The organism is Oceanicaulis sp. (assembly GCF_965249665.1).
Lineage (GTDB): Bacteria > Pseudomonadota > Alphaproteobacteria > Caulobacterales > Maricaulaceae > Oceanicaulis.
This window is the reverse complement of the sequence record NZ_OZ252247.1, coordinates 2,572,075-2,586,245: the sequence shown is the minus strand read 5'-3', so window position 1 is coordinate 2,586,245 and position 14,171 is coordinate 2,572,075. Positions and strand designations below refer to the sequence as shown.

Sequence of the window (14,171 nt, the reverse complement as noted above, 5' to 3'; positions counted from 1 at the left end):
CGACACACCGCGCAGAATGGTTGCCTGTCCGCTTTTTGGCCCTTATACGTCTCTCCTCTCCGAACGCCGGGACTTGTTCGGAGACTGAAAAGTCGGAACGTGGCGCAGCCCGGTTAGCGCACTGGTCTGGGGGACCAGGGGTCGCGAGTTCAAATCTCGCCGTTCCGACCATTTCCCTTCTTCACGACTTCTGATTTGTCCTCTGCAAACTCATGAAACATATGACGATACTGTGAGAAGATCAGTGCGCTGTCTTCTGGTATCCGCGTATGAAAGTCTGCTTGTTTGAGCGGGGTTCAAAAGGATGAGCAGAGGGAGAGACGGATGCGATGTCTACCGCAGGCCATAGCGCTTGCGCTCACAGTGATGCTGAGCGCCGCCTCTCTGACAGAAGCGCAATCTGAAAATCAGGCCGAGATCGTCCGCCAAGAAGTCGAGGCCATGATGGCGCAGAACGGATTTGGTGCTGTATCCGTGGCGATTGTTGAGCAGGGAGAAATTTCGACCTATCACTTCGGACAGCTGTCCGATGGTGCGGCTCCTGATGATGAGACGCTGTATGATATTGGCTCTTTGACCAAGACACATACCGGCCTGTTATTGGCGCTGGCTGTCTCTGATGGGCTGCTCGCTCTGGATGATCCTGTGGCGCTGTATATGCCGGAACTGGATCCAGGGGTGTTCTCGAAAAACGGCGAGCACGCCACGATCCGACATCTTGCGACCCATGTCTCCGGCATGCCTCAGGATCTCGCGTGCGACGCCTCTGATCTGCCCCCCGACGCGCTGCTCGTCTGTTTTCTGGACCATGACCAGACAGACCTAATGAATCGCTTGCAGTCCATGGAGCTTCTCTCAGTCCCTGGTGAGCAATACCGATATTCCAATGCAGCTGTGCGTCTACTTGGCGTGATACTAGAGCGTGTCTACGAGACATCGTACGATGAGCTCCTGACCGAACGGGTTTTTCCCCGCACTGGCCAGACGCAAACCTATAGCGCGCTCACTCCAGAACAGCACACTCGCTGGCAAGTCGGGCGGCAATCCAATGGCGAGCCTGCGCCGGACGCATCAATGTATTTCAATGCGGCGGGCGGGTTGAAGTCCACGGCTCCGGATATGAGCCGATATATGCGCTATTATTTGACCAGTGGGGAGCCGCTGGCGCGGGACGTCGTCACATTGCTGGTAGGCGAGCCTGACGGACTTGGGCGCGCCTTCATTTGGAACACCTTCAATCTCGATACTGTCGGTCAGCTTTATCATGGCGGCGGCACGTTCGGGACTTCCGCTTGGATTTCCATTTATCCCGAAGCGGGATTGGGCATTTTCATGGTGACCCCTTCTGTCACTTCGACCGCCCAGGCGGACCTGAATGGCGCTTCAAACGCGATTATTGCGCAGTTGCGCGATGATAACTGACGCAAAAAAGTTGAGCCGTCTGGCGCGTCTGTAAAGTTAGGAGGGATTTGCGGATTAATCCGTCCGATTTCCCTTTCCGAACAAACTCATGATAAGCCAAACGGATGCTCTCGTATCCGCTTATGCTCATGATGGGGTTCGATGACTGATTATGATGAAATCCTGATCGCCTTGCGCCGGATTACGCGCGCGATTGACATTCACTCCAAACGGCTTGTGAAAAGCTCAGGTCTGACAGCGCCGCAGCTCGTAGTGATCCAGGCCTTGCGCAAGGATGGCGAACTGGCCCCGAGCGCGATTGCGCGAGCCGTGTCGTTGAGCCAGGCGACCATCACATCCATCCTGGATCGTCTTGAAAACCACGGATATGTCGTCCGGCGCCGTAGCGAGAACGACCGCCGGGTCGTGATGGTGGGGCTGACATCGGCCGGGCTTGAGAAAGCCGACAGTGCGCCTGAGCTTTTGCAGGCTGGATTTCTGCGCGCCTTTCGGGAGCTTCCCAGCTGGGAGCAGCACATGCTGATTGCGTCCGTCCAGCGGGTGGCGGAGCTGATGGACGCCGAGGATATTGACGCGTCACCGATCTTGCTGGCTGGCGAAATGAAGCAGCTTTATGAACTGGGGGCTGACGCCGCCCAGGCGCAAACCGATCCGACGAACGAGACCGATCCCTCATGAACAAAAAAGGCGGAGCCGCAGAACGGCCCCGCCTTGATCTGGAGACAAGCGGCGACCTAGTAGCCGCTCATTCGCGCCACTTCGCCTGCGTTAAAGGCGTCATCGCCCATAAACTCGCCCGCCGCCTGCGCGCGCTTGTAGTACAGACCGATATCATACTCGTCGGTCATGCCGACCCCGCCATGCATCTGGATGCCTTCGGCGGCGGCGAGCCGGGAGACTTGGGTCGCCTTGGCTTTCGCCGCCACACACCAGAGCGGCGCCTGGCTGGGCTGGGTGTCGAGCGTGGTGAGCGCGCGGCGCACCAGAGAACGGGCCAGTTCCAGCTCGCCCAGAAGATGGGCGGCGCGATGCTGCAAGCCTTGAAAGCTTGAGATCGGCACGCCGAACTGCTCGCGTTCTGAGATATAGGCGATGGTGTCGTCAAACGCCTGTTCGGCGACGCCCAGGGATTCTGCTGCCTGACACGCCCGGCCGGCGTCCAGAAGACGGCGATAGGCCGCATCCGCGTCTTCAGCGCTGGACAAATAGGCGTCGCCATCCAGTTTCACATCTTCAAACTCGAAATCGGCGGGCACATGGCTGTCCACCGTACGGCGGTCGGTGCGCGTCACGCCGTTCGCTTTGGGATCCACGAGGAATAGACCAATTTGGTCGTCATCCGTGCGGGCGACGACGATCAGCATATCCGCGCCGGCGCCTTCATTCACGAAACGCTTTTTCCCTGACAGAACAAAGCCGTTGCCGTCTTTCTTCGCGCGGGTCTGGATGTGGTCAGGGTTATGTCGCGCCCGCTCGTCCAGCGCCACTGCAATAACGGTTTCACCCGCAGCGATTTTCGGAAGCCAGTTTGATTTTTGCGCGTCCGTTCCGGCCAGGTTAAAGGCTGTGGCCGCCAGAACCGACGTGGACAGGAAGGGTGATGAGGCGAGGGTGCGGCCCATTTCTTCAAGCACAAGGCCCGCCGCCGCATAACCCATATCCACGCCGCCATGGTCTTCGCTGACCAAAACGCCGCTCCATCCCATTTCCGCAAAAGACGACCACAGATCGGCTGAAAAACCGGTCGGGCTCTTCTCGTCCCGCAGGGCGCGCAGAGCGGTCACGGGCGAGGATTCGCTCAAGAAAGCGCGCGCAGAATCACGCAGCATCTGTTCGTCTTCGTTGAGAACAAAGCTCATCGATTAATTCCTTACTCTGAAATACGCGGCTTAAGCGCCCGGCAGGTTCAACACGCGCTTGGCGACGATGTTGAGGTTGATCTCGCTTGTGCCGCCCTCAATGGAGTTGGCGCGTGAGCGCAGCCAGGAGCGCGCCGGATCGCCATCGCTCTCTTTTTCACCCTCCCACAGCAGTCCATCAGAGCCCAGAGCCGACATGTTCAGCTCATTGCGGCGCTTGTTGAGCTCCGTGCCCATATATTTGAGCAAGGATGCGCGTGCGCCGACGCCTTCGCCGTGATCGGCCTCTTCCTTGACCCGTCGCATAGTGGCTTCGAACGCCAGACCATCAATGGTCAGGCGCGCCACATCACCGCGCAGGATCGGGTCCGACATCTTGCCGTCAGAGTCTACTTCACCGGACTGATGCGCTGCGCTGACCGGGTTCAATCCGCCAAAAGCGGCTTCAGACACAATGCCGGCACGTTCGTGGCTGAGTAGGTATTTCGCGATTTCCCAGCCCTGACCGGCATTGCCAACGCGGTTTTCCACTTTGGCCTTGGCGTCATCAAAGAAGGTTTCGCAAAACGGCGATTTGCCCGAGATCAGCTTGATGGGCTTGGTGGTGACGCCCGGCTGGTCCATGTCGATGAGCAAGAAAGAGATGCCATTATATTTGGGCGCATCCGCTTCGGTGCGAACCAATGCGAAAATCCAGTCAGACTGGTCCGCGTAAGACGTCCAGACTTTCTGACCGTTTACGGTGTACTGGTCGCCGTCGAGCACGCCCTTGGTGCGCAGGGAGACGAGGTCGGAGCCCGCGCCCGGCTCTGAATATCCCTGACACCAACGGATTTCGCCACGAGCGATCGGCGGCAGGAATTTCAGTTTTTGCTCGTGCGTGCCATATTTCAGAAGCGCCGGGCCAAGCATCCAGATGCCGAAGCTGTCGAGGGGCGAGCGCGCATTGATCGCCTTCATTTCCTCTTTAAGCACGAAGGCTTCGTCCTTGCTCAGACCGCCACCGCCATATTCTGTCGGCCAGGTCGGGACGGTCCAGCCGCGCTCGGCCATGCGCTCAAGCCAGAGTTTCTGATCTTCGCTGGCGAAGGTCCAATTGCGGCCACCCCAGCAGATATCAGCTTCGGACCGGATCGGCTGACGCATGCTCTCAGGACAGTTGGCCTGGAGCCAATCTTTTGTTTCCTTACGGAAATTCTCAAGCGACATGATGCGCTCCTCCCTTGCGTTTGTCAGAAAGGTAAGGCGCTAAGCAGTTTCTGGCCAGTCCTGATCGAAGGCCTCATGCACTGACCATTCGCCGCACGGGCGCCTTGCCCCCGGCCGTCTGTCAGATATGTAGCTATCAAAGACGACCGGTTCTATCAGGATCTGACATGACTTCGCATGCCTTGCCCAAGCCCTTCACCGCCGCTGATACGCATCGCGGCATGTTCTGGTGGCTGGTGGTCGTGGGCTTGTTTGTGTGCTCGATGATCGTGGTCGGCGGGGCGACCCGTCTGACAGATTCAGGGCTCTCGATCACTGAATGGCAACCCATCACCGGCGCGCTGCCGCCGCTGACCGAAGCAGGGTGGGAAGCCGAGCTCGAAAAATACCGCCAGATCCCTGAATACCAGGAACAGAACCGCGGCATGAGCATGGCCGAGTTCCAGTTCATTTATTGGTGGGAATGGGGGCATCGCCAGTTGGGGCGGACGCTGGGTCTCGTTTATTTCGTCCCCTTCGTCTTCTTTCTCGCCACTCGTCAGGCGCCCCGTCGCCTGTTGGTGCGTTTGTGGGTGCTGTTTGGCCTGGGCGGCCTTCAGGGTGCGATCGGATGGTGGATGGTGTCCTCAGGGCTCGTGGACCGATTGGATGTCAGCCAGTACCGGCTAGCAACGCATCTGAGCATGGCCTTCATCATTCTGGGGCTTACGCTCTGGACGGCGCTCGAGCTGCGATATGGACAGGCGCTCGCGCTGACCCGGTCCCGGCTGTTCAGATGGGCCTGGATTTTCTGGGCGGCCGTGCTGGTGCAGATTGCACTCGGCGCCTTCGTGGCAGGACTGGATGCAGGCCGGATTTTCAATACATGGCCGGGTTTTCAGGGCCAATTGATCCCTGACGATTATCTCAGCGGCATGCCGTTCTGGCAGGCGATCTTTGAAAGCCGCCCGGCGGTGCAATTCCAGCATCGCTGGTTCGCCTATCTGCTGTTGGCAGGCGGATTATGGCTCTGCTGGACAGTGATCAAAAGCCCGGCGCCTGAGCTCAAGCGCATGGGCTGGTTCGTCGCAGCGGCCCTGATCGTTCAGGTGGTTCTGGGCATTGTCACTCTGATCTATGTGGCGCCGCTTTCGCTGTCACTGATGCACCAGGCGGGCGCAATCATCCTGTTCTTGGCCAGTGGCGGTCTGGCCTGGACGGCGGCGCGGGGCGCTATTCCGGTTGAGCCTGAAACGACCCGCTAGGCGTCGTCTGAGCTCACCACCGTGCGCGACAGGACTTCGCGGGCTACCAGTTTGATCCGTGAATCGGCTGCGTCATAGGTCGCCAGGATTCCGCTCGAAAACGCCATGCCGCCATAATTGTCTTCGGTGACCGCGAGCGCGGTCGGCCGAACAAAGGCTGGCGCACTGAGACCATCTTCAAACTGCACGTCTGTGATCAGATCGAGCGTGCGTGCATCATAAACAGACACAAGACCGGTCTGGGACGAGGCGACCAGCGCGACAGGTCGTCCAAGTAGTTCGGTATAGGCCACGTCCGCCACGGACAGACCGGCGGCAAATGCGGATTGCTCTCCGCTGGGTGAAACGCGCGAAAGCCCTGCGGTTGGTCCGGCCACCAGAAGATCGTCATTCGCCGCCGCGCAAGAGCGAGCCGGGAAGGGCAAGGCGCGAGCATTGCGAGGCTCAAGGGTCAGGCCATCGCCGCCCGCATCGCGAATGCGGACGAGCTGGGCTGACGAGTCTTCACCCAATAGCGCCAGCTCGACATATCCAATGCCCTGATCATAGAGACAGACGCCTGCAGCGCTGGACAGGCTTGCCTCCGACTCTAGCGGCAATTCGATCACTTCACGGGTCTCGCGAACCACGACGAAGCTGCGCAGCACGCCCAGATCATCAACGCCAAATAGCATTGGGAAGGTCTCGCCGCGCAGGGCGAAATCCGGCACGCCCGCCAGACCGCGCAATTGCGGGCCGCCGGCGCTGATCAGCACCTGGCCGTCTACATTGAAGATGTCAAAACCGCCTCCTGACAGGGACGCCGCCAACAATCCTGTCCATGGCGCTTCCGTATTAGGAAGGAATAAAAGCGATTCAGCACGGCCAGCAGAGTCAAATGCGCCTGTAACGACGGCGCTGCGCGTTTCTTGGGACGAAGCAGCGCTGTCTTCGGTCGTTTCCGGCGCTTCACAACCTGCCATCCAGAACAGTCCGCCGGACAGGGCTGCGGTAAGGAGTAGGCGGGAGCGACGTGCGGTCATGATCGGCCTCTGCGGTGAACAGGCGAAAAAGTGTGTCAGCGCACACTATATTCAATCCATCACGCCGTCACATGACGCGTGCAGCCTATAGTCCGACAACACCGCCTGACATTACGGTAACTGAGTACCTTATTCTTAAGTAACTGAAAAACAGTCAACTTCACAACAGGTGTTGACGTGACTGTTTGCGACGCGTAGAAGCCGCTCACCTTCATGACGGGGATGGGCCCTGTCATGGCGAACGCACACCAAGGCAGAGCGATGAAGACCTTTACCGCCAAGCCCGCGGACGTTGAAAAAAAGTGGGTTGTGATTGACGCAGAAGGCGCCGTTGTCGGCCGCCTCGCAGCGTACATCGCCACGCGTCTCCGCGGCAAACACCGTCCTGATTACACCCCGCACGTTGATACGGGCGACCATGTGGTCGTTATCAACGCTGACAAGGTGGTGTTCACGGGCCGCAAATTCCAAGACAAGCGTTACTATCGCCACACCGGTCACCCGGGCGGCATCAAGGAAACCTCTCCGCGCAAAGTGCTGGAAGGCCGTTTCCCTGAGCGCGTGGTGGAGATGGCCGTCAAGCGCATGCTTCCCAAGGATAGCTCCCTGGCGCGCGGGCAGTTCACCAAACTGCGCGTTTACGCTGGCGCGGAGCATCCGCATGAAGCGCAAAATCCTGAAGTCATCGACTTCAAATCCATGAACACCAAGAACGCGCGGGGCTAATGAACATGGCTGATGAAGCTCGTTCCCTGGAAGACCTGAAGTCTGCTTTGCAGGATGCAGGTTCCGAAATCGTTCCGGAAGCTCCGGAAGAGCAAGTGCTCGCCGAACCGAAAATCGACGAATTCGGTCGCTCTTATGCAACCGGTCGTCGTAAAGACGCCACGGCGCGCGTCTGGATCAAGCCAGGCTCTGGAAAGATCATCGTCAATGGCCGCGATCAGGAAGTGTATTTCGCACGTCCGGTTCTGCGCATGATGATCGCACAGCCCTTTGAAGCGGCTGAACGCGTTGATGCATTTGACGTGTACTGCACGGTCAAAGGCGGCGGTCTGTCCGGTCAAGCTGGCGCGGTCCGCCACGGCATCTCCCGTGCACTGACCTATTACGAGCCCGCCCTGCGCGGCGTGCTCAAGGCAGGCGGCTTCCTCACCCGCGACTCCCGTGTGGTTGAGCGTAAGAAGTACGGCCGTAAGAAAGCCCGTCGTAGCTTCCAGTTCTCGAAGCGCTAAGACGGTTTTCAAATCGACTTTTGGGGAAGGGCGGCTCGTTTGGGTCGCCCTTTTTCGTTTGTGCTGCGCTTTCATGATCGCAACGCTCATGCTCTCATTACCCAAAACAAAAAACCGGAGGAGACGATCATGATCGAGGTGACGCCCAGCGGCGGGCCCTGTGGTGCACATGTGCGCGGCGTGGACTTGTCCAGGTCATTGTCAGACAGCGAGATCGCCGAGATCAATGCAGCCTGGCTGGAGCATCACGTGCTCGCTTTTCCGGACCAGAAGCTCATCGATGATCAGCTTGAGGCCTTTTCCCTTCAGTTTGGCCGCTTTGGTGAAGACCCGTATTTCAACCCGATTCCGGGCCGAACCCATATCGCCGCCGTCAAACGCGAAGCCACGGACACAAACCCGATTTTCGCCGAGCACTGGCATTCAGACTGGAGCTTTCTCGCGCATCCGCCCAAGGGCACGGTGCTCTATAGTCTCGATATTCCGCCCATGGGCGGCGATACGCTGTTTTCTAACCAGCATCTGTCGTTTGACGCCATGCCTGATGAAATGCGCGCCCGGTTTTCGGACCTCAAGGCGATCCATTCCCCGGTCATGGGCTATTCGCTGCAAGGCGCGTATGGCGATGTGACGAAAAACGGGGCCATGGACATTCGTCCATCCGAAGAGGCCGCCCACATTCGTTACACACACCCGCTCGCACCCCTTCATCCCGAAACAGGACGGCGCGGTTTTCTGAGCGGGATCGGCTATCTGATCGGATTTGAAGGCGTGGACGACAAGACCGCGCTTGACCTGATCCTGGAGCTCAATGAATGGCAATCTCGGCCTGAATTCGTGTACGCCCAGAAATGGGAAACGGACATGCTCGTGATGTGGGACAACCGTAGTGTCGTCCACAAAGCGACTGGCGGCTATGAAGGCTATCGCCGGGAATTGCACCGCATCACGCTGTATTAGAGGGGGTGTGGCGTCGGCGTGGGCTTACATGCCGCCCACGCCTGTTCACACGCTCTCAGAAGCAGAGCGTCAGACCGCTGCAAGCGATCGCGTTTCCCAGGGGCCTTTCACCGCAAAGGTCCGCCCCGGGCCGTTCTGGACATTGAAGAACAAGGTTGAGCCGTCTGGCGAAAAGCACGGACCGGTGATCTCGCTGTAATCGCCCTCGGCGTCAGACGCGGCGTTGCGACCGATAGTGTAAACACGGCCATCAGGGGTGACGCCTCGAATGAATTGCTCGTTATCGCCATCCTCGACCACCACAAGATCGCCCCAGGGTGCGACCGTGATGTTGTCGCACTTTTCCAGAATGCGCTGGTCTGTTGTTTGAACCAGCAAAGTCAGTTCGCCGGGCTGCGCCGCTTCACCGGATTGTCCCTCAGCCGGGGAGGAACGGTAACGCCAGATCTGGCCGATCCGGTCTGGGCCGCCATCTGTGCAGCAAAAAAACATTTCGCCATCACCGAACCACATGCCTTCACCGCGGGTGAAGTTCGCGGCGCCCGCGTCCACAAGGCGGCTGGCCAGATCGTTATGCGGATTGTCGACGCCATCTACGTCAATCCATTCGCACGCCAGCGTTTCGCCCACATCGACCGTCTGCGCGTCGGCATCCCAGTTATGCGTGTTCAGGCCCGGACGACCGCGAACAACGAGCGCCTGCAAACGTCCGCCCTGATGCAATTCATCACCGACTTCAGGCAGGAACCGTGTGATCAGGGATGGGCGCGCATCTTCAGTCTGATAAACAATGTTGGTGCGTGGATCGATCGCGCACGCTTCACGGTTGAACCGGCCCATGGCGGTCAATGGTTCAGCGGTTACAAGCCCCATCGCTTGTGAAGGCACTTCAAACGCATAGCCATGATCGCGCAGTCCATAGCCTGCGCCGGCTTGCGTCAGGCTTTCTTCGCACGTGATCCAGCTGCCCCAGGGCGTCGGTCCGCCCGCACAATTGCGTTCGGTGCCGCCCAGTGAAAGGAACTGGCGCACGACGCGGCGTGTGGCGAGATCCACATGGAGCGTTGTGGTGCCGCCCAGATGCGTCAGGCCACCCTCATCATGGTCATAGAGCTTGGCGGCGTCGATCCGGGCGAGCCCGCTGCCGTCGAGGCCGAAAGGCGATTCATCAAACTGATCGGGGGAGAGTTCATGGTTGCGGACCAGAATGACCTGACCGTCTTCCAGCCCGGGAAAGCAGGCCGTGCCGTCATGGTCGCCAGGCACGATCAGACCGTCATCCATGGGCTCACCGGTTTCCGACAACGTCACATAATCAAACCCGGCCGGAAGATCGAACAGCCCGTTCGGATCGGATTGCAAATCTCCATAGCCCTGCACTTGATTGATATAGGCGGCAGAGCCCTGCGCGAGCGCGCGGGCGCTCAGCAAAGGCAGGGCGCTAAACGCCGTACTGATGGCGGCGGCGTTCGTGAGAAAGCTGCGACGGGACAGAGACATGAGAGGCTCCTAGTGTGCGGTGTTATTTCATAACGCTTTCATCACACCTTAGGTGAGGAGTGTGACACTGTCGTTTCATCGACTTCATGTTTGAGCGCTGAGGTTAGATGATCAAAGACAAGCCGGATGCGTGGATTGGTTTGCAGTTCCCGATGCGTCACCAGCCAGACCGGAAACTTGATGTTCACATCCTGAGGCAAGACGCGTTCAAGCCCTTCACAGTATGTCCCGCAGGGCAGAATACAGATACCCAGGCCTTCACGGGTCATGGCGACCAGCACTTCGCCATAGCCGCTGCGCACCTGCATCCTGTCTGGGGCGACTGTAATCCCGAGCTCTTTATAGTATTCAAATGAACGCGCCGCTTCGTCAAAGCCAATAAAGTCATGACCTTCAAGTTCAGCAATTGTCTTCGGGCGACCGACACGGTCCAAATAGTCTGGTGAGGCGAAAAGACCCGCAGCGTGTTCACATACCAGCTTGCCGATCAGATCGTCCTGTTCTGGACGAACATGCCGGATCGCGATGTCTGCTTCACGGCGTTTCAAATCCTGAACCGAGTTGGAGGCGATCACATCAAGCTGCAGGTCCGGCGCCATCCGCTGCAGCCGGGCCACAACCGGGGGCAGATATTGCATGGCGATCAGGCTGGTCGCCGTGATGGTGACGACGCCGTGCAAATTGGACGCCTGTCCATCTGCTGCAAGGGATAGCGCAAAGGCGCCGTCGAGCATCATTTCCGCCGGCTCCAGCATGGCTGCACCGGCCTGAGTCAGGGTCATTGAGCGTTTGCCGCGCTCAAACAAAGTGACCCCAAGTCGCGCTTCCAGCCCGCTGACCTGGCGCGATAATGTGGGTTGCGTGAGCCCCAAAGCTCTGGACGCGGCGGAGAATGAGCCCTCGCGGGCGGTGGCGACGAACGCTCGAACCTGGTTCCAGTCAAAATCGAGGGCTGACCACTTCATCGTTTTGCGTATATCAGATGCGCGTATTTACTCAATATTCAAATAGGTCGGTCCGCGCTATCGAGAGGAAAAGAACAATACAAAGACGGTCAGGACCTCTCCATGTCGAACGATAAAGCCTTCTGGGATCGCATAGCGCGAAAATACGCCGCCGATCCCATCGCTGATGAGGCGACCTATCAGCACAAGCTCGAGAAGACGCGCGAATACTTTACGCCAAACTCGCGCGTTCTTGAGTATGGTTGCGGCACCGGCTCCACGGCTTTGCTACACGCGCCCTTCGTCAAAGAGATCATCGCCACCGATGTGTCTGACGGAATGATTGAGATCGCGCATGAGCGGGCCGCGGAGGCCGAGGTGGACAATGTGCGGTTTCAAGCTGTCGACGTCGCAGACCTTGCTGAACCCAATGAGAGTTTTGACGTCGTCTTGGGGCTCAATGTCCTGCACCTTCTGCCCAACAGACGCGAGGTGATGACGCAGAGCTATGATCTGCTCAAACCCGGCGGAGCATTCATAACGAGCACAGCCTGTCTGGGAGACGGAATGTGGTTTCTGGCGCTGATTAAACCCATCATGCGTCTGTTTCGCGGCTGGCCCGATTTTCAGATCTTCCGCGAAACCCGGCTGATCGACGAAATGCAGCAGGCAGGCTTTGACATCACCTATAGCCATCGCCCAGCCAAAGCGCCGACGGTCTTCGTCATCGCACGCAAGCCGGTGGCCTAGCTTCGAACTTTGACGTACTCCCCCGGCGCCGGGCAGAGCGACGCTCTGACGCCGCCGCCCGGTTGCCGCGCCGGGACCTGTTCATCACTGAGCGCCATCAGCCAATCACGCCAGTACGGCCACCAGGAGCCGGGATGCTCGACCGCATCCTTTTCCCAATCCTCGCGGGTTTCAGGCAGATGGGTATTGACCCAGTGCTGATATTTCTGAGCGTCGGGATGGTTCACCACGCCTGCGATATGGCCTGAACCGGCCATCATGTACTCGACCGGCCCGCCAAACAGACGCGCTGAGCGATACACGCTATCCGCTGGCGCGATATGGTCTTTCTGGCTTGCCTGCATGAAGATCGGGATCTGGATGTCTTTCATGTCCAGCATATGACCATCGAGCTCCAGCTGGCCTTGCGCGAGCAGGTTCTGGCGATAGAACGCGTTCAGGTAAAACAGATGCAGCGTCTTGGGCATGCGCGTCTGATCGGCGTTCCAGTATAGTAGATCAAAGGCCTGGGGCTCACGTCCCAAAAGGTAGTTCTTGATCACAAACGACCAGACGAGATCGTTGGAGCGCAACATGTTGAACGTGTCCGCCATCGTGCGGCCGTCCAGAACGCCGCCCTGTGCGTCCATCAGGCGTGAGATTTCGGCGATCCATTCTTCATCCGCGAAAACGAGCAGGTCGCCAGCGAGCTTGAAGTCGTGCTGGGCTGCAAAGAAAGTCGCGGAGGCGATGCGATCATCGTTTTTCGCCGCCATCCAGGCCAGGGCCGTGCCCAGCATGGTGCCGCCAATACAATAGCCCACCGTGTCGACCTGACGTTCGCCGGTTACCTCTTCAATGACCTCAAGAGACTGGAACAACCCTTCGGTGATGTAATCCTCGAAGGTCACGTCTTTCATTGACGCGTCAGGGTTCACCCATGAAATCAGGAACACCGTGAAGCCTTGCTCGGTCAGCCAGCGGATCATCGAGCTCTTGGGGCGCAGGTCCAGAATATAGAATTTGTTGATCCAGGGGGGCGCAATGAGCAAGGGACGTTTGCGAACCTGTTCTGTGGCGGGCGCGTACTGGATCAACTCCATAACCCGATTGCGATAGATCACCTCACCGGGCGTTGTCGCCAGATCCTTGCCAACCTCAAAGCCAGTCATGTCAGTTTGGCTGAGCGCCAGGCGACCCTCGCCGCGCTCAAGGTCCTCCACCAGACGCATCAGGCCGCGTGTGAGGTTCTCACCCTTGGATTTGACGGTTTCTTCCAGCACCTCGGGATTGGTCAGGGCGAAATTGGTCGGGGCGAGGGCGTCCACCAATTGCTGAGTCAGGAACTGGACCTTGCGTTTGGTCGCTTCATCAACGCCTTTCGCGCCTTCCACCAGCCCCATCAGAAATCTCTGATTGAGCAAATAAGACTGCTTCATGGCGTCAAACAGGGGATGCTCGCGCCAGGCGTCGGACTTCCAGCGTTTGTCAGTGGGATCAGGCTCAATCACCGGCTCTGTCGGCTCACCGCTCATGATCCGGCGCGTGGCGTTGGACCATAGATCCAGATACCCCGCATAGAGATCCGCCTGAGATTGCATGAGCAATTCAGGGTCGGACAGGATATGCTCCCACGTGTTCAGAACTTCGGGATTGGCGTGAAGCGGATCCGCCTGGGGCATCATGGACGTATCGCCTTCCAGCGATCGTCGCACGCGCTCACTCAAGAGTTTCTGACCGCTCAGGGACGCTTTGAGCACATTGCGTGAAATTTCGTCCAGTTTTTCCAGATACGCTTGCGGCATATGGCCCAAATGGTCGTCCATCTGGTCCTGCGTTTGCGGTTGCGGCGCTTCAGCTTCGGTTCTGGCGTCTGCTTTCGCTTTGACGGCGGATGCTTTGGGAGCGCGCTTTCTGGCAGGTTTCTTCGCCTTTGAAGCGGCGGCTTTGGGAGTCGGTGTCTTTTTCGGTTCGGTTTGCGATCCGTCGGAGGACTTGGAAGATGATTTGCGCGTTGTCATTTGCCCGGACTCCTTACAGTGGGTGA

At 58.5% G+C, this 14,171-nt stretch carries 13 protein-coding genes and 1 tRNA gene; 8 read left to right on the top strand and 6 right to left on the bottom strand.

Annotation, left to right across the window (positions count from 1 at the left end; translation table 11 throughout):
* Positions 1-93: 93 nt before the first annotated feature.
* The 3 genes from ACP154_RS12435 (at position 94) to ACP154_RS12425 (ending at position 2,100) form a co-directional block, all read left to right on the top strand.
* Positions 94-171: transfer RNA gene (locus ACP154_RS12435), tRNA-Pro, on the top strand.
* 153 nt (positions 172-324) lie between these two features.
* Positions 325-1,422 (top strand): serine hydrolase domain-containing protein, encoded by a 1,098-nt coding sequence (locus ACP154_RS12430; RefSeq protein ID WP_421858722.1) that lies wholly within the window; start codon positions 325-327, stop codon positions 1,420-1,422.
* Between the two features lie 141 nt (positions 1,423-1,563).
* Positions 1,564-2,100 carry a MarR family transcriptional regulator gene (locus tag ACP154_RS12425; protein WP_133723310.1) on the top strand — a complete coding sequence of 179 codons (537 nt, stop codon included), beginning with the start codon at positions 1,564-1,566 and terminating at the stop codon, positions 2,098-2,100.
* Positions 2,101-2,156: 56 nt separating this feature from the next.
* Here the strand turns inward: ACP154_RS12425 and ACP154_RS12420 are convergent, their stop codons facing one another.
* Together ACP154_RS12420 and ACP154_RS12415 are read right to left on the bottom strand one after the other, a co-directional pair.
* The gene (locus ACP154_RS12420; protein ID WP_421858725.1) at positions 2,157-3,281 is read right to left on the bottom strand and encodes an acyl-CoA dehydrogenase family protein; all 1,125 of its coding nucleotides are present in this window, start codon (positions 3,279-3,281) and stop codon (positions 2,157-2,159) included.
* Positions 3,282-3,311: 30 nt separating this feature from the next.
* On the bottom strand, positions 3,312-4,493 hold the full coding sequence (locus ACP154_RS12415; RefSeq protein ID WP_421861454.1) for an acyl-CoA dehydrogenase family protein: 1,182 nt from the start codon (positions 4,491-4,493) through the stop codon (positions 3,312-3,314).
* Between the two features lie 164 nt (positions 4,494-4,657).
* Between ACP154_RS12415 and ACP154_RS12410 the strand changes: the two genes are divergently transcribed.
* Positions 4,658-5,734: a COX15/CtaA family protein gene (locus ACP154_RS12410; protein WP_421858728.1), complete on the top strand. Its 1,077-nt coding sequence runs from the start codon at positions 4,658-4,660 to the stop codon at positions 5,732-5,734.
* Here ACP154_RS12410 and ACP154_RS12405 read toward each other — a convergent pair.
* Positions 5,731-6,756, bottom strand: coding sequence for a hypothetical protein (locus ACP154_RS12405; RefSeq protein WP_421858731.1), 1,026 nt, complete (start codon positions 6,754-6,756; stop codon positions 5,731-5,733). The genes ACP154_RS12410 and ACP154_RS12405 overlap by 4 nt on opposite strands.
* Positions 6,757-7,017: 261 nt before the next feature.
* On the opposite strand from ACP154_RS12405, the gene rplM reads away from it, so the two are divergent.
* From rplM to ACP154_RS12390, 3 genes are all read left to right on the top strand, one after another.
* Positions 7,018-7,482, top strand: a complete 465-nt coding sequence (gene rplM, locus ACP154_RS12400) for a 50S ribosomal protein L13 (RefSeq protein ID WP_107713244.1) — start codon at positions 7,018-7,020, stop codon at positions 7,480-7,482.
* A gap of 5 nt (positions 7,483-7,487) precedes the next feature.
* Positions 7,488-7,991 carry a 30S ribosomal protein S9 gene (gene rpsI, locus ACP154_RS12395; RefSeq protein WP_421858734.1) on the top strand — a complete coding sequence of 168 codons (504 nt, stop codon included), beginning with the start codon at positions 7,488-7,490 and terminating at the stop codon, positions 7,989-7,991.
* A gap of 129 nt (positions 7,992-8,120) precedes the next feature.
* A complete protein-coding gene (locus ACP154_RS12390; protein ID WP_421858737.1) occupies positions 8,121-8,951 on the top strand; it encodes a TauD/TfdA dioxygenase family protein in 831 nt (276 codons plus the stop codon).
* A gap of 69 nt (positions 8,952-9,020) precedes the next feature.
* Here ACP154_RS12390 and ACP154_RS12385 read toward each other — a convergent pair whose 3' ends face one another.
* Together ACP154_RS12385 and ACP154_RS12380 are read right to left on the bottom strand one after the other, a co-directional pair.
* Positions 9,021-10,451: an alkaline phosphatase PhoX gene (locus tag ACP154_RS12385; protein ID WP_421858739.1), complete on the bottom strand. Its 1,431-nt coding sequence runs from the start codon at positions 10,449-10,451 to the stop codon at positions 9,021-9,023.
* A 41-nt stretch (positions 10,452-10,492) separates the two neighbouring features.
* Positions 10,493-11,416: a LysR family transcriptional regulator gene (locus ACP154_RS12380; protein WP_421858742.1), complete on the bottom strand. Its 924-nt coding sequence runs from the start codon at positions 11,414-11,416 to the stop codon at positions 10,493-10,495.
* Between the two features lie 102 nt (positions 11,417-11,518).
* Here ACP154_RS12380 and ACP154_RS12375 point away from each other — a divergent pair, with 102 nt between their 5' ends.
* Complete coding sequence (locus tag ACP154_RS12375; protein WP_421858745.1) at positions 11,519-12,145, top strand: class I SAM-dependent methyltransferase; 627 nt, start codon at positions 11,519-11,521, stop codon at positions 12,143-12,145.
* Here the strand turns inward: ACP154_RS12375 and phaC are convergent.
* Positions 12,142-14,145, bottom strand: a complete 2,004-nt coding sequence (phaC, locus tag ACP154_RS12370; RefSeq protein WP_421858748.1) for a class I poly(R)-hydroxyalkanoic acid synthase — start codon at positions 14,143-14,145, stop codon at positions 12,142-12,144. The two genes, ACP154_RS12375 and phaC, sit on opposite strands and share 4 nt — an antisense overlap.
* Between the last annotated feature and the right edge of the window lie 26 nt (positions 14,146-14,171).